Source organism: Streptomyces sp. NPDC058231, from assembly GCF_042882275.1.
Classification (GTDB): domain Bacteria; phylum Actinomycetota; class Actinomycetes; order Streptomycetales; family Streptomycetaceae; genus Streptomyces.
The window spans coordinates 1-15,001 of sequence record NZ_JBHVWN010000036.1; the positions used below are offsets into that span (position 1 = coordinate 1).

At 70.8% G+C, this 15,001-nt stretch carries 9 protein-coding genes and 1 riboswitch; of the genes, 3 read left to right on the forward strand and 6 right to left on the reverse strand.

Going from position 1 to position 15,001, the window contains the following annotated elements:
- Positions 1–654: 654 nt before the first annotated feature.
- The 5 genes from ACFVXE_RS22885 to ACFVXE_RS22905 all read right to left on the reverse strand — a co-directional run bounded on the left by ACFVXE_RS22885 (position 655) and on the right by ACFVXE_RS22905 (position 7,714).
- Positions 655–1,902, reverse strand: a complete 1,248-nt coding sequence (locus tag ACFVXE_RS22885; RefSeq protein WP_389673587.1) for an ATP-grasp domain-containing protein — start codon at positions 1,900–1,902, stop codon at positions 655–657.
- A gap of 37 nt (positions 1,903–1,939) precedes the next feature.
- The gene (locus ACFVXE_RS22890) at positions 1,940–3,268 is read right to left on the reverse strand and encodes an MFS transporter (RefSeq protein ID WP_389673588.1); all 1,329 of its coding nucleotides are present in this window, start codon (positions 3,266–3,268) and stop codon (positions 1,940–1,942) included.
- A gap of 72 nt (positions 3,269–3,340) precedes the next feature.
- The gene (locus ACFVXE_RS22895; protein ID WP_389673590.1) at positions 3,341–4,591 is read right to left on the reverse strand and encodes an ATP-grasp domain-containing protein; all 1,251 of its coding nucleotides are present in this window, start codon (positions 4,589–4,591) and stop codon (positions 3,341–3,343) included.
- Positions 4,592–4,641: 50 nt separating this feature from the next.
- Positions 4,642–5,886, reverse strand: a complete 1,245-nt coding sequence (locus tag ACFVXE_RS22900; protein WP_389673592.1) for an acetyl-CoA carboxylase biotin carboxylase subunit family protein — start codon at positions 5,884–5,886, stop codon at positions 4,642–4,644.
- A gap of 49 nt (positions 5,887–5,935) precedes the next feature.
- Complete coding sequence (locus ACFVXE_RS22905; protein ID WP_389673593.1) at positions 5,936–7,714, reverse strand: hypothetical protein; 1,779 nt, start codon at positions 7,712–7,714, stop codon at positions 5,936–5,938.
- Positions 7,715–8,179: 465 nt separating this feature from the next.
- On the opposite strand from ACFVXE_RS22905, the gene ACFVXE_RS22910 reads away from it, so the two are divergent.
- Complete coding sequence (locus tag ACFVXE_RS22910; protein ID WP_389673595.1) at positions 8,180–10,291, forward strand: SpoIIE family protein phosphatase; 2,112 nt, start codon at positions 8,180–8,182, stop codon at positions 10,289–10,291.
- Here ACFVXE_RS22910 and glyA read toward each other — a convergent pair.
- Positions 10,261–11,535, reverse strand: coding sequence for a serine hydroxymethyltransferase (glyA, locus tag ACFVXE_RS22915; RefSeq protein WP_389673596.1), 1,275 nt, complete (start codon positions 11,533–11,535; stop codon positions 10,261–10,263). The genes ACFVXE_RS22910 and glyA overlap by 31 nt on opposite strands.
- A 38-nt stretch (positions 11,536–11,573) precedes the next feature.
- Positions 11,574–11,699, reverse strand: a riboswitch (ZMP/ZTP riboswitch).
- A gap of 310 nt (positions 11,700–12,009) precedes the next feature.
- Here glyA and ACFVXE_RS22920 point away from each other — a divergent pair.
- Together ACFVXE_RS22920 and ACFVXE_RS22925 are read left to right on the forward strand one after the other, a co-directional pair.
- Positions 12,010–13,959, forward strand: coding sequence for a protease pro-enzyme activation domain-containing protein (locus ACFVXE_RS22920; RefSeq protein WP_389673597.1), 1,950 nt, complete (start codon positions 12,010–12,012; stop codon positions 13,957–13,959).
- 175 nt (positions 13,960–14,134) lie between these two features.
- On the forward strand, positions 14,135–14,950 hold the full coding sequence (locus ACFVXE_RS22925; RefSeq protein WP_389673599.1) for a hypothetical protein: 816 nt from the start codon (positions 14,135–14,137) through the stop codon (positions 14,948–14,950).
- Positions 14,951–15,001 lie beyond the last annotated feature (51 nt).

Below are 15,001 nucleotides of genomic sequence, written 5' to 3' on the forward strand. Positions count from 1 at the left end.
CCGCCGGGGGTCAATACAGACCGTACCCATTTATCACGCCGCTCACCCGGCTGTGTCCGGAGTACTTCGGGGCGCACCCAGTCTCACTGGGTCCGACCCTCTGTCGTTGTGTGTCACTGATCGCGAGTGAGTGGCGGGTGGCTCTTCAGGTCAGGTCGCGGATCACTCGCCGTTCTCCCCCCGCGCTCGGCGGCGAAGAGCCGGCTGCCCTCGGCCGTGCCGAACTCCTCGATGCGGGAGCGGACCGTGGCGACCGGGTTCTGTTGATCTTCTGTCTGGTCGCTGCGGTCGGCGGCAGTTGGGTCGCACTGGACGTTCGCGGTTCCGCGACAGCGATAACCCGGCGTCAGGAGCGGCAGGCCGCGCTGCGAGCGCCGGCGCAGGGCCAACTCGCCCAGATCGGTACCGTGCCCACCGCGTTCTTCCGCTGGATGGGGGCGCTCGTCGGGTTGTGCGGCGGCCTCGGTGCGGTGTGTGCGGTGGTGTTGCTGATCACCGTCGTCCGACTTCGCACGAACGACTGCGCCCGGGGCCCCGCCGCATCACTCACCTCGCGACGGGGCCGCTGCGTCTGCCGGCGAGCGGGACCGGGTGCGGCGCGCCCGCGGGGCTGCGACGGGGCGCGAGCCGGTGCCGCCGGGGCGCGCTCCCCGGCTATTCGACGCGGGGGCGGGCGAGCTCCGCGGCCAGGTCCAGAGCCTGCTGGACGTCGTCGAACTCCGGTGCGCGCACCAGCGCGCTGCCCAGTTCGCAGCTCCCCGCGTCCCCCGGCGGAAGGACGATCCTGTCGCCGATCCGGTGAGCGAACGCGAAGTGCTCGAGCCCGCCGATCTGCAGGACGTCGTTGAGGCCTTCGAAGCCCTGGAAGACGCCCTCGACGGGGCTGATGATGCTCCGGCTGCCGAAGTGGGCCCGGGAACGGTGCTCCAGGTCCGGCTTGTCGCCGGAGGTGAGCCGGACGAGGTTCTCGTGGAAGGGAACGCCGGTGCTGCCGGGCACCAGGTGCGAGGTGATGTAACCGCCACCGGGGCGGGCGGCGATCTCCAGCAGTTTCGCCGTGCCGTCCTCGAGCACCCGGCATTCGAGGTGGAAGCCGCACCAGTCGAGGCCGACGGCCCGGGTGACCTCGTGGGTCAGCGCGTGGACGGCTTCGACCGCGGGGCCGGGCAGCGCACTGGGGTGGATCTCCTGGTACTCGACGTAGTACGGGAAGGAAACCTGCTTGTCGGTGATTCCCGCGATGTACGTCGTGCCGTCATGGACGAATCCCTCGACGCTGTGCTCGGTACCGCCCAGCCTCTCCTCGTAGACGAACTCGCCCGGGTAGTCCGCGAAGATGGAGGCGACGCTGGGCAGGGTGAGCGCGGTGGCCTGCGCGAACAGCTCGGCGAGATCGGTTTCCGGCTCGACCTGGAGGATGGAGCGGCTACCGCTGCCCCCGGCAGGCTTGAGGACCGCCGGCGCACCGATCTCCTGACGCGCCTGCGTCAACTGCTCCAGCGTCGTCACGAGACGGAACCGGGGGATGAGGTCGGGGCGTGATGCCAGCGCCATGCGCATGGAGTGCTTGTTGCGCGCCTTGTGGGCGGCCTCGACAGGGACCCCGCGCCAACCGCACTTCTCGGAGAGCGCGGCGGCCAGCTCCACCCCGCCGTCGGTCCAGGCCAGCGCCCCGCCGGCCCCGGTGCGCTGAGCGAGACGCAGGCCGGCCTCCAGTGCCTCCTCCCGGTTCGAGAGACTGATCTTCTCGAAATCATGGATGAGGTCCTGCTGGATCCCCGGCGCACGGGAGCCGAGGAGCGCGACCCGGTATCCGGCGTTACGGGCTGCCATCAGGGCGCGGTTCGCCTCATGGGGCCCTCGCCGGGTACCGACGTAGATCACGGTGGGCTGTGATGCCATGGCGGAGTTTCTCTCCTTGTCAGGGGTTGGATCGGGTTCAGTCGGAAGCGGGGACGGCGGGCCGGGTCAGGGCGGGCACCGGCTTCCGCGTCGCGCGGGCAGCGCCCAGGCTCATGCCTCCCGCGCCCGCGGTGAAGAGTGCTCCCAGCAGGCCCCAGCCGGCGGCACCCAGGGGGAACAGGACGCCGAGGACCAGTGCGGGGCCGAGCAGACCGTGCGCGGTGACGCTCGTGGTGAAGGCGCCCAGGTAGCGTGCGTAGGCCTGGGGCGGAGCCATCGCGTCGGAGAGGTACCAGGACGCGGCGGCGTGCAGGTTCTCCCCCACGGTCAGCAGCACCACGGCGGCGCCGACCAGAAAGATGCCGGCGGGCGCCGCCGGCCCGCCGGCGAGGGCGAAGAGCAGGCAGGCCGCGCAGAGCGCCGCGGCCGCGGTCCAGAGCAGGCCCAGGGCCAGGGTCCGCCCGAGGTCCAGGGAGGAGATCCAGACCTGGGCGAGCACGGTGAGCGCCGTATTGGCGGCGAGCAGGGCGGGCACCGCCCCCAGCGGGATCTCAGGGTGGTGGACGACCCAGACGGGCAGGAGCACGACCAGGACCGTGTCGTGAAGGCACATCAGCGCGTTCCCCGCCGTCAGCGCCATGAAGGGCATGCTGCGGAACGGGGACGGTACGCGCGGCAAGGGGGAATCCGGTGTTCCCGGCCCGCCCTCCTTCTCGCTCCGCGTCTCCCGCGTATCCGTCCGCCCGTGGACGTCCCGGCCGGGCGCCCGCGCCATCGTCAGGGCCCGGTTGGAGCACCAGGCCGTGATCAGGAAGGTCAGGCCGTTGGCGAGGAACAGCAGCTGGATCAGTTCCCTGCTGTGGACGGCCACCACGGAGGCCGCGACGAGCGTGCCCGCCGTGTATCCGATGTTGCGCAGCGCCCGGATCGCCGCCATGGTCCTGTTGCGGTCCTTCACCCCGACGACCTGGCGTACCGCCGCCTGGGTGAGCGGGGAGCAGCCCCGGTCGAAGACCGTCGCCAGACAGGTGACCACGAGGTACCCGGTGAATCCGTCGACCACCGTGTAGAGCCCGTAGGAAACGCCGCGCAGGACCAGCAGGGACAGATAGACGGGGCGGACCCCGACGCGGTCGGCCAGCCTCCCGCCGGGCGCACTGCTCAGCAGTCCGAGGCAGCCCGCAACGGCCAGCGCGAGGGCCACCTGGGCGGGGGTGATACCGACGGTGCCGACGAAATAGAGCGTCGCCACAGCCAGGAACAGGCCGGAGCCGAACGCGTCGAGGAAGGATCCCGCAGCCAGCGTCCGGCCGGCGGCGCTGTGCGGCAGCAGCCGTTCCGAAAGCTTGCGGACAGTGGTGTTCATGGCGGCCGTTCTTCGGGCGGGATGTTCGCGGAGGTCCGGGAGGAGGCGTGGCACCGGGGGCAGTCCTGCCGATCAGGCAGGCTCGACCTCGACGGAGTCCCGGAACCAGACCGCGAGTGCGCGCAGCCGTCGGTCGACCTCGGCGGCGCTGTCCCCGGAGACCACGACGCGGCCTGCGCGCGCGTTGATGTCCCGGCCGGTGTCGGCCATCACATCGCCGGTTCCCACCTTCATCTCGACGATCTCCACGCCGGGCCGCTCCCGGATCTCCTCCACCGAAGGCATGCTGGTCACCCGTCCGGCCACGGCAGGAAGGTGCAGCCACCCGAAGGTGCGCTCGTCCCGCGTGGCCGCGGCCACCGCCGTGGGGATCGCGAGGACGGCCCGCGCCCACTCGTCGTACAGGTCCACGCCGTACTTCAGCCGCACGACCGTGTCGACCCGTGCACCGCCGACGCGGCCGGCGCACTCGCCGAAGACGAGTCCCTCCTCCTGCTCGAACACTTCCAGATGGAAGACGCCGTCGTGGTGGCCGAGGGCCCGGAGGGACCGGTCGGCGATGTCCGCCACCGCCGTGTGGAGTGCGGCGTGCGTGTCGCGGTCGAGCACGGTCGAGCCGACGAGCCCTCCGGTCCGGAAGTCCACCACGTTGTTGAGGTAGCGGGAGACGCTGATCATCTGCAGCTCCCCGTCACGGACGACTCCGTCGACATGGAGCTCACCTCCCGGGACGAACGACTCGACCAGCCACGGCCCCGGGTCCTCGGCCCCGCCCTGGAGCCGCGCGGCCTCCTCGGCCGTCCGTACGACCGTGGTGCGGCGGGAACCGGCCTCGTCGAAGGGCTTGACCACGTACGGCAGGGGGAAGGGGACCTGGGCCAGATCGGCCATCCGTTCCACGAAGTACGCCTGTGCCACGCGGATCCCGGCCCTGCGGACGAGCTGCTTCTGGACGAACTTGTCGCGCAGCGCCAGGGCCCGGGGCATCGGCCAGGACCGGCAGCCGAGCGCCTCGCCCACCGCGGAGGCGGTCACGACGGGGAACTCGTCCGCCGTGCAGACGACCGCGCCCGGTGCCAGGGACACCCCCTCTCGCGCCAGTGCCCCGACCACCTCTGCGGCATCGGTCACCGAAGCCGCCGTCACGATCCGGTCGGCCGTTCCGGCCTTCTCGGCAGCGGCCAGGTCCGCGGGCTCGCAGACGCAGATGACGCGCGCACCGTGTTCCACGAGGGCCGTCAGGACCTCGGTGGGCTTCCACCCGAGCACCACAACCGGGTCTTCGTGGTGCTGGTCGCCGCGGAACGGCTGGGTTGCTGTCATCGCTGTGGCTCCGTTGTCGGGCAGGCGGGATACGTTCGGGAGAGCGGCGCTCACGGGACGGGGCCGACCGTCGTCGCCTGCCCGAACCATTGCGCGAGGGAGTGCAGGTCCGCGGTCACGCTCGTGTCGTCGGCACCCCGGATCAGCACGCGCGCCGCCCTCAGGTGGGAACTGACCGTCAGGTCGCCCACGACGTCACCGACGTTGACGTCCAGTTCGGCGTGCAGGACACCGGGGCGGGCCGCCAGCTCCTCGTGGGTGGGCGCGGCGGTGACCCGGCCCGACGGGACCGTCAGATGGATGTAGCCCACGCTGTCACCCGTGTCGGGCTCCTTCTCTGCGACCGCGGTGGGGAGGCCGAGGACGGCGCGGGCCCACTCGTCGTAGATGTCCGTACCGAACCGGTGCCGGAGCATCTCGTCGGTGAGTCCGCCGCCGACCCGCCCGCCGCATTCGCTGAAGACGACGCGGTCCCGGTCGACGAAGACCTCCATGTGGAAGACCCCGTCCTCGAACCCGAGCGCCTCGAGCGCGCGGGCGGCCAGGCCGCCTATCCGGCCGTACAGCTCCGGGTGGGCTCCGGGAGCCAGTGCCGCCGCCCCGACCAGGGCGCCGTCGTGGATGTGGATGAGGTTGTGCAGGTAGCGCGCCACGGACATGAAGAGCAGCGTCCCGTCGCGGACCACCCCGTCGACCTGCATCTCGGTGCCGTCGATGAACTCCTCGACGAGCCAGGGCACCGCCGGCCCCTGCTCCGTCAGCTGCTTCGCCAGCCTGCTCGCCTCCGCGGGGGTGTCGACCCGGTAGGTGTCCGCGCTGCCCGCGCCGCTGAGCGGCTTCACGACGACCGGGCCGTCGGCGGCCACGTCAGCCAGGTCGCCGGTGTGGGCGCAGACGCTGCTGGACGCGACCGGGAGCCGCGCGGCGCGGACGGCCGCCTTCTGCACCGCCTTGTCGCGCAGCGCCAGAGCCGTCCGGTGCGGAATGGCCGAGTTTCCGGCGGGCGCGCCCAGGAGTGCCGCCGTGAGCACCGTCAGCTCCTGCGGACTGCACACCACATCGAAGTCTGCGGCGGATTCGTCGTGTCGCGCCAGTACGGCGGCGACGTCCTCCACCCGGGTGGGATCGGCCGCGACCAGGGTCCTGCCCAGGCCGAGGCTACGGCACTTGGCCGCCTCGCCGGGCGTGACCACACTCGTCACCACGGCTCCATGGCGCGCCAGCGCCCGGATCGCCTTGGCCTTCCAGCCGACCACCAGGACCCGTCGGCCTGCTTCTGCTTCAAGGGAGGGCATTTCCTCGGTACCAACTCTCAGCTGTTCTCTGTCCCGGACAGGCGGACGACTACACGGACGGGGCGGCCGCCCCGGCGGGGCCGGTCTCCGGCGTCACCTGGTAGCGGGCCTGGTACCAGCGATTGCCGAAGTCGGAGACGACGAGGCCGGCCGAGGACGTCTCGAGCTCGCGGGCGTGTGCCTGGTACAGGCTCTGCAGGACCCGGGCGACGGCGATCGCGGCCCGCAGGTCGGTGAGGTCGTACGGGTCACCGTCCGAGCGCATCAGCCGGAAATCGTGGATCCCGGCACGGGTCGCCCCGGCGAGGACCAGCGGCAGCGGCACCCGTATCGCGTGCCGTACGCCGTTCGCCACATGGCCCTGATGATGGTGGGAGGTCCACTCGGTGATGTCCGGCATGGACGGCGGGAAGAACCAGTCACGGTCCTCGAACAGTTCGCCCGGCCCCGCGACGGGTGGCATGAAGTGCCATCCGTTCCACCTCATCCTGGCGGCGATCGCCCGGACGACCTGGACCAGACTCTCCGGGTCGGCCGAGAAACGGTCGACGAATTCCGCCGACGGTACGACGCAGCAGTAGTAGTCGCTGGTCTTCCACTTACCGGGTGCCGGATCGCCCTGTGCCAGCAGGCGCCCGAGGAGGCCCACGTCCTTCGGCCCGCGGGACATCCCGACGTGGGAGCGCGTGGCGGACGTGGCGGCGGCGACGAGCTCGTGCAGCAGTTCCTCGAAACGGGTGGAGAATCCGCTGTCCGCGGGCTCGTGCAGGCCCGCGATGTGCGGAGCCCAGGCAGCGGCGAGAGCGGTGGGGTCCCCCACGCCGTCCAGTTGCGCGCCTGTCAGGTAGGGCCGGAGCAGCCGGGAGAAGGAGTCCGGGAGATCGGCTGCGCCCACCGGTGTGTCGAGAAGCCGCTCCTCCTTGTTGATCGTCATCCCCTGGATGACGCGGTAGACCGGCACACCGCTCGCCATGGCCGACTCCCGGGCACCGCACGAGATCGCGGCCAGGGACCAGAGCCGCTCGATCTCGGGCAGCCCTTCGACGCTCTCCGGGACCTCCTGGGAATATGCCTGAATTCTGCCGCGAATGAAGGATTCCAACCGCGCCGTCGACAATTGCGTTCCGCTGAACTCCTCGGTACGGGAAGGCGTGCCGGAAGCAATGAGAATGCTCATCAGGGTCAGGAACGTGCAGTCCTCGTCCGACCATTCCAGGAGCGGTGTGCCTTCCAGGACATTGAGAAGGCATTTTTCGGAATCGACTCCGACCGACTTCCCGACAAGATTGCTCGCCTTGCCGAGGTTCGTGTAGTGGCGGTCACCTACATGGACGACCATGGGGCCGACGTGGCGGAAGGTGTGGCGCAGCTTGCGAATCAGGTCGAGGGCGCGGTCGGCCCCCTCGGCCACGAGCCATTTCTTGACCGCTTCACGACTCGCCAGGCTGGTGTACCGCCGATGGGTGAACTCGTCGTCGAGGTCGGCGGGCCTGTTGCCGTGCCAGTCCACGTTGCCGACGAAGACCGCACCGTCGGGGGTCTGTTCGCCGGCGACGACGAGACGCAGCCGGCCGGTCGAGGTGATCAGCATGTGGTCACCGATCCCCCGCTGGGCCACCGTGCAGTGCACCGTCGCCCCCGCCGCCTCGGCCGACTCCAGAAGGAATCGCTCCTCGGCCGTGAGCGCGTCCATCCCCAGCCCCTCGGGAAAGCGCCCCCCGAGTGTGGCGACATGCCGGGCGGCTGCCGCGACGAGCGTGAGGGAATCGGCCTCTTCGGCGCAACGCGCGAGCAGGTCGGAAAAGCGTTCGGTACGCAAGATCGCCATTACTGAGCCCCCATGGCACAGACGCCATGCAATGGGCCGGCGCCGGTATGTCCGTCATCGGCACACAGCGCTGGATGCCAGTTACACCGGGGTTCGATCCGCGAAGAGATGAAATCTCTGGATGATCATGAACCTCCGGTGATCGGGAGGTTATCAGGAAGTTAACGACACAACAACGGTCACTTCAATTCATGACAATTGCAATAATGAGTCCGTACTGCCTATTTCTGCACAGTGGCCAATTATGGCTATTTGACACCCTTGCAGGGGTCGTTCCGCACCGATTCAGGAAACCGGACGGCGACCGGGGACGGCCCGTGGGCACCGGACACGGCAGCGGTGGAGTGCTGGGTCCCCACTTCGGAGGGACGATGGAGGGGCTGCGGTGGGACGAGAGGAGCGGTGCGCGGGGCCGACGCGGCCACGAAGCCGCTGTCGTGCGGGCAAGCGGAAGGGGTGCCGGGGATGAGTACGACCGACGCGTTCCGGGCCGGGCCGGGCCGGACGGGTGAGGCCCCCGCGCCGAGCGGACTGCTGGACGTGCTGAGCCTGGCCGCGGTGGTGCTCGACGACACCGGCCGGATCCTGTTCTGGAGCCCGCAGGCCGAGGAGCTGTTCGGTTACTCCCCCGAAGAGGCGCTGGGCCGGTTCGCGGCCCGTCTGCTCGTCGACGAAGAGCACCTGGAGACGGTGATCGAGCTGTTCGCCCATGTGATGGAGAGCGGGGAGCGCTGGGCGGGTACCTTCCCGATCCGGCACCGGGACGGCAGCACCCGGCTGGTGGAATTCCGCAACATGCGGCTGCAGGACGAAAGGGGCGGCCGCTACGCGCTGGGCATCGCCACGGACCAGGGGACGCTGCGGCGCGTGGAGCGGGATCTGGCGCTGTCCATGCGGCTGGTCTCCCAGTCCCCGATCGGCCTGGGGGTCATGAACACCGAGCTGCGGTACGTGCTGGCCAACCCGGTGCTGGCGGGCATAGGCGGTCCGCCCGCCGCCGAGCAGGTCGGGCGTGCCGTCAGCGAGGCGCCCCCCTTCCGGCACGAGGAGTCCATCGAGTCGGACATGCGCCAGGTGCTGGCCACCGGTGTGCCGCTGCTGGACCGCTTCGTCGTCGGCCGGATCCCGGGCGACAAGCAGGACCATGCCTGGTCGGTGTCGTTCTACCGGCTGGAGGATCCCGCCGGGCGGGTGCTCGGGCTGGCAACCTCGGTGGTGGACGTCACCGAGCAGCACCGGGCGGCCGCCGACGCCGCCCGGGCGCGGCGCCGGCTGGCCCTGGTGGCGGACGCCTCCGTACGGATCGGTACCACCCTCGACCTGGAACAGACCGCCCGAGAACTGGCCGAGATCTGTGTACCGGCGATGGCCGACGTGGTCACGGTCGATGTCCTCGACAGCGTTCTGCACGACCAGCGGAGCACCACGGCCGACACCGGCCCGGCACGGTTCCGGGCGCTGGCGGTGGTGTCGGCCTACCCCACCAAGGCGACCCAGGCCGTCGATCCCACCGGCAGCCTCGCCCAGTACGACGCCGACCGTCTGATCACCCAGTGCGTCAACTTCCGCCGGGCGGTCCTCAAGGCCGACGTGACCGGCCAGGACCTGCGCCGCGTCGCCCGGGACGACAACTGCGCGGGGCTGCTGGCCGCGGCCGGGGTCCACTCCTACCTCGCGGTCCCGCTGATCGCCCGTGGCGAGGTGATCGGCGCCGTGGGCCTGATGCGCGCCGACAATCCGAGGCCCTTCGACGACGACGACGTGGTCCTGGTCGGGGAGCTGGCTGCCCGCGCGGCGGTGTGCGTCGACAACGCGCGCCTGTTCCAGAGCCAGCGGCACGCCGCCCTGACGCTCCAGCGCAGCCTGCTGCCCCAGCGGCCGGCCGACCGGCTGGGCCTTGAGATCGCCCACCGCTACCAGCCCGCCGACGCCACCAGTGAGATCGGCGGCGACTGGTTCGACGTCATCCCGCTGGCCGACGACAAGACCGCCCTGGTCATCGGTGACGTCATGGGCAGCGGCATCGACGCCGCCGCCGCCATGGGCCAGCTGCGCACCGCCACCCGCACACTGACCCAGCTCGACCTCGATCCGGCCGACGTCCTGCACTATCTCGACCGGGGCACCGCCGGCATCGAACACACCTTCGCCACCTGCGCCTACGCCGTGTTCGATCCCCACACCGGCATGTGCGACATCTCGCTGGCCGGGCATCTGCCGCCGGTGCTCATGCGGCCGGACCGCACCCCGGAGCTGCTCGACCTGCCCACCGGCGCGCCGCTCGGCGTGGGCGGGGTGCCGTTCGGTACCACCCGCCTCGCCCTGGACCGTGGTGATCAGCTGGTCCTGTACACCGATGGCCTGGTCGAAACCCGCGACCAGGCCATCGACGATCGGCTGGATCTCCTGCTGTCCCTGCTCGCGGGTCCGCACCGCGACCTGGAGGAGACCTGCGACCTGCTCCTGCGGGCGCTGCGCCGGCCCGGCGACCACGATGACGTGGCGCTGCTCATCGCCCGGCTGCCCGCAGCGGGGCCCGACGGCGCTCAGCCCACCGGCAGCCCCGGCGCCGGGTAGCCGCTCATCAGGTCCTGCACGTCGGCGCGCACCTTGGTGACCGTCTCCTCGTCGCCGGTGCGCGCCGCCTCCACCACCCGGTCGATCCACTCCGCGACCGTGCCCATCGCGGATGCGGGGATGCCGCGCGAGGTCAGGGCCGGGGTGCCGATGCGGATGCCGGACGGGTCGAAGGGCTTACGGGGGTCGTACGGGACGGCGTTGTAATTGACGACGATCCCGGCCCGGTCCAGGGCCTTCGCCGCGATCTTGCCGGGCACGTCCTTGCCGGTGAGGTCGATCAGCAGGAGGTGGTTGTCCGTGCCGCCGGAGACCAGGTCGAAACCGCGGGACGCCAACTCCTCGCCCAGGACGCGGGCGTTGGTGACGACCTGATGGGCGTAGACCCCGAAATCGGCGGTCGCGGCCTCCTTGAGGGCCACCGCGATCGCTGCCGTCGTGTGGTTGTGCGGGCCGCCCTGGAGACCGGGGAAGACCGCGCGGTCGATGGCGCGGGCGTGCTCCGCACGGCTCAGCAGCATCGCGCCGCGCGGGCCGCGCAGGGTCTTGTGGGTGGTGGTCGAGACCACGTCGGCGTACGGGGCGGGTGAGGGGTGGGCGCCGCCCGCGACCAGGCCGGCGATGTGGGCGATGTCGGCGACCAGTACCGCGCCGACCTCGCGGGCGATGTCGGCGAAGCCGGCGAAGTCGATCGTCCGGGGCACCGCGGTGCCGCCGCAGAAGATCACCTTCGGACGCTCGGCAAGGGCCAGGTCGCGCACCTCGTCCAGGTCGATCCGGCCGGTGTCGCGCCGGACGCCGTACCGCACGCCGCGGAACCAGGTCCCGGTCGCGGACACCCCCCAGCCGTGTGTGAGGTGACCGCCCATCGGCAGCGACATGCCGAGCACGGTCTCGCCGGGCCGCAGGAACGCCAGGTAGACGGCGAGGTTGGCGGGTGAACCGGAGTACGGCTGCACATTGGCGTGTTCCATGCCGAACAGGGACATGGCCCGTTCGACGGCCACCGTCTCCACCTGGTCGATGATCTGCTGGCCCTCGTAGTACCGCTTGCCGGGGTAGCCCTCGGAGTACTTGTTCTGGAGCACCGTGCCGGAGGCCTCCAGCACGGCCGCGGAGACGTAGTTCTCACTGGGGATCAGGCGCAGGGTGTCGGCCTGGAGCTGCTCCTCGGCGGATACGAGGGCCGCGATCTCCGGATCGGTGACGGTGAGTGCGGGCCGGCGGTTCTCGGACGGCGTCATGGGATCCTCCCGGGTCTGGCGCATTGCTGCGGCGTGGACCCGGATGCCCAGGCGGACGGCTCTCCGGCGGTGACGCCTCCGGGCAGGCCCGGAGTGTGCCGCTTCCTCGTGGTCGGTTCCACGGAGCACCCCTGCCGGGATACGCGCCAGTCGCGGCACCGCGCAGTCTACGGACCGAGGTGGTCCGACACGCGCTCATCGGCTCCTCGGCGGGTCCGCCGTCGACGCCCGGTCCGGTCGGTCCGCGTCCGCGGGCCCCGCTCGATGACCGGATTCCGTGGCTCCGCCGACCGGTTCCGGTGCACGCATTCCAACCTATCTCGCCCCTAACTGCCCATCTCTCGCCACCTCTTGACAGTTTCTTGGTGAATGCATGCCCCTTACGTAAAGGGTTCCTCGCCAGAGTGGCGGCTTACATGTGCACATCATCCGGCACATGCTCCACACGCGAAGAACCACATCGCAGGGGGTTACATGAGAACCAGTCGCGCCAGGCGTCGCGCCGGGCTGAGCATGGCAGCGACACTGCCGCTGCTCGCCGGTGCACTCGCCCTCGGCATACCGTCGGCCAGCGCGGACTCCGCGCCCGGGGGCCGCGACGCGCTGCAGGGCACCAAGCCGGTCTGGGCCACCGCCAAGGCGGACCAGGGCGCCACCGCCGACAGCAGCAAGGTGAGTGTCCGCGTCCATCTCGCCGGCCGGGACGCCAAGGGGCTGGCCGCGTACGCCGCAGCCGTCTCGGACCCGGAGTCCTCCTCGTACGGGAAGTATCTGAGCGCCGGGGAGGCGCAGGCCCGGTTCGGGGCGACCCAACAGCAGATCGACCAGGTCAGCCAGTGGCTGAAGTCGAACGGGCTGACCGTCACCGGTGCCAACCAGCACTACGTCTCCGCCACCGGCGATGTCGCCGCGGCCGAGAAGACGTTCAGCACCCAGCTGCGCAACTACCGCAAGGGCAGCCGGACCTACCGCGCACCGTCCTCCACCGCCTCCGTCCCGGCCGGGCTGAGCGAGGCCGTCCTCGCCGTCTCCGGCCTGGACAACGCGCCGCGCAAGTCGAGCCACGACGAGACGCTGCCGCCGCCGGACGCGGTGTTCCGCAACTCCGGCCCCTTCTCCTCGTACTACGGTTCCAAGACCGCCTCGGCGCTGCCGAGCGCCTACGGGGCCAAGGTGCCGTACGCGGTCAAGGGCTACACCGGCAAGCAGCTGCGCGCCGCGTACGGTGCGGGCAGCTGGACCGGCAAGGGCGTGACCGTCGCCATCACCGACGCGTACGCCTCGCCGACCATCGCGAAGGACGCCTCCGAGTACGCCAAGCGCAACGGCGACGCCCCGTACGGGCGCGGGCAGCTCCGCCAGGTGCTGCCGGACGACTACACGCAGACCGAGGAGTGCGGGGCCTCCGGCTGGTACGGCGAGGAGACCCTCGACGTCGAGGCCGTGCACGCGGTGGCACCCGCCGCCGACATCGTGTACGTGGGTGGCGCCTCCTGCTTCGACGCCGACCTGCTGGACTCGCTCAACAAGGTCGTCGACCACCGGCTCGCCGACATCGTCTCCAACTCCTGGGGCGACGTCGAGGCCAATGAGACCCCGGACGTCGCAGCCGCGTACGACCAGGTCTTCAAGATGGGCGCGGTCGAGGGCATCGGCTTCTACTACTCGTCCGGCGACGCGGGTGACAACGTCGCGTCCACCGGCACGAAGCAGATCGACGTCCCGTCCAACTCCGCCTGGGTGACATCGGTCGGCGGCACCTCGCTGGCCGTCGGCAAGCACGACGCGTACCAGTGGGAGACCGGCTGGGGCACGCTGAAGGCGAACCTCGCCGACGACGGGAAGAGCTGGACCGGCTTCCCCGGCGCGTACACCTCCGGCGCCGGCGGCGGCACCAGCTCCACGGTGAAGCAGCCGTTCTACCAGCACGGTGTCGTCCCGGACTCGCTCGCACAGGCGAACGGCAGGACCCGGATGCGTACCGCCCCGGACATCGCGGCGGTCGCGGACCCGAACACCGGCTTCCTGGTCGGCCAGACCCAGACGCTGCCCGACGGTTCGCTGGGCTACGACGAGTACCGCATCGGTGGTACGTCACTGGCGGCGCCGGTCATCGCGGGCGTCCAGGCGCTCGCGCAGCAGGCGCAGCACGGCCGGCCGCTCGGCTTCGCCAACCCGGCGATCTACGCACGGTACGGCTCGAAGACGTACCACGACGTCACCGACCACCCGCTGGGTGTGGGCCGTGATCTCGCGGTCGCCCGGATCGACTTCGCCAACGGCTTCGACTCGGCGGACGGCGTACTGACGTCGGTGCGGAGCCTGGGCAAGGACGCCTCGCTCACGGCGGTGAAGGGGTACGACGACGTGACGGGTGTCGGGACTCCGGCGGCCGGTTACGTGGACTCGTACCGCGGGCGCTGACCCACGGGCCCGATGTGACGACTGCCCCGGGGCCGCGGCCCCGGGGCAGTCTCGCGTCCACGGGCGGCCACCCCGCCCGGGCGCGGCGATCATGCGCTGATACTCTTCCGCCCCCGCCTGACCGCGCCACGCGCCGTCGGGCGGTTCCGTATTCCACGTACGCGAAGAGGGATGCATGAACGCAGGCAGAAGAACCGGCACCGTGGCCGCGCTGGTGGGGGCCCTGGCCCTCTCGGCGCTCACCGTCTCCCCCGCGGAGGCCGCGGACACCGGTATCACCGTGTCGAAGGTGGTCGTCAACAAGGGCCGGCCCGTCGTGGTGGGCACCTCGGACGAGAAGACCCCGTCCGTCAGCTTCCGGATCACCCTGCCCTCCGGGTACAGCACCGCCGATCCGTTCGCGTACGACGCGAGCCCCTTCCTGTACCACGGCACCACCGCCGCCAAGGGGGCGGACGGCGGCGGCCTCTACATGGGGGGCTACACCTGCTTCGAGGACGGTGCCAGGGCGGCCGACTGCGTGGGCGAGCTCACCATCGACCCGCGGTACGACCTCGACTCGAACAGCGACGCCACCACCTGGAAGATCGGTGTGGCGGCCCGCCTGTTCAAGTCCGACGGCGGGCTCAAGGCCGAGGAGTACACGACGGCTTCCGGCAGCGTCCAGGTCAGGCGGTGGGGCAAGGTCACCGTGAACGCGTCACCGGAGCCGGTGACGAAGGGGAAGACGCTCACCGTGACCGGCAGTCTGACCCGCGCGGACTGGGTGAAGCACAAGTACACCGGCTTCGGCAGCCAGTCGGCCGAGCTCCAGTTCCGCAAGAAGGACAGCTCGGTCTACACCACCGTCAAGACGGTGAAGTCCGGATCTACGGGCGCCCTGAAGACCACGGTCACGGCGTCCGCCGACGGCTACTGGCGCTGGACCTTCGCCGGGACCTCCACCACCGGCTCCGCGACCGCCGCGGGCGACTTCGTCGACGTGCGCTGACCTCGGTGCGGGTGCCGTGCCGGCCGTTCGTCCGGGGCGGTACCCGCACGG

What these genes read in the sequence shown, in the direction of transcription:
- ACFVXE_RS22885 (WP_389673587.1), bottom strand. Translation starts at nt 1,902, where the DNA reads ATGGCATCACAGCCCACCGTGATCTACGTCGGTACCCGGCGAGGGCCC.
- ACFVXE_RS22890 (WP_389673588.1), bottom strand. Translation starts at nt 3,268, where the DNA reads ATGAACACCACTGTCCGCAAGCTTTCGGAACGGCTGCTGCCGCACAGC.
- ACFVXE_RS22895 (WP_389673590.1), bottom strand. Translation starts at nt 4,591, where the DNA reads ATGACAGCAACCCAGCCGTTCCGCGGCGACCAGCACCACGAAGACCCG.
- ACFVXE_RS22900 (WP_389673592.1), bottom strand. Translation starts at nt 5,886, where the DNA reads ATGCCCTCCCTTGAAGCAGAAGCAGGCCGACGGGTCCTGGTGGTCGGC.
- ACFVXE_RS22905 (WP_389673593.1), bottom strand. Translation starts at nt 7,714, where the DNA reads ATGGCGATCTTGCGTACCGAACGCTTTTCCGACCTGCTCGCGCGTTGC.
- ACFVXE_RS22910 (WP_389673595.1), top strand. Translation starts at nt 8,180, where the DNA reads ATGAGTACGACCGACGCGTTCCGGGCCGGGCCGGGCCGGACGGGTGAG.
- glyA (WP_389673596.1), bottom strand. Translation starts at nt 11,535, where the DNA reads ATGACGCCGTCCGAGAACCGCCGGCCCGCACTCACCGTCACCGATCCG.
- ACFVXE_RS22920 (WP_389673597.1), top strand. Translation starts at nt 12,010, where the DNA reads ATGAGAACCAGTCGCGCCAGGCGTCGCGCCGGGCTGAGCATGGCAGCG.
- ACFVXE_RS22925 (WP_389673599.1), top strand. Translation starts at nt 14,135, where the DNA reads ATGAACGCAGGCAGAAGAACCGGCACCGTGGCCGCGCTGGTGGGGGCC.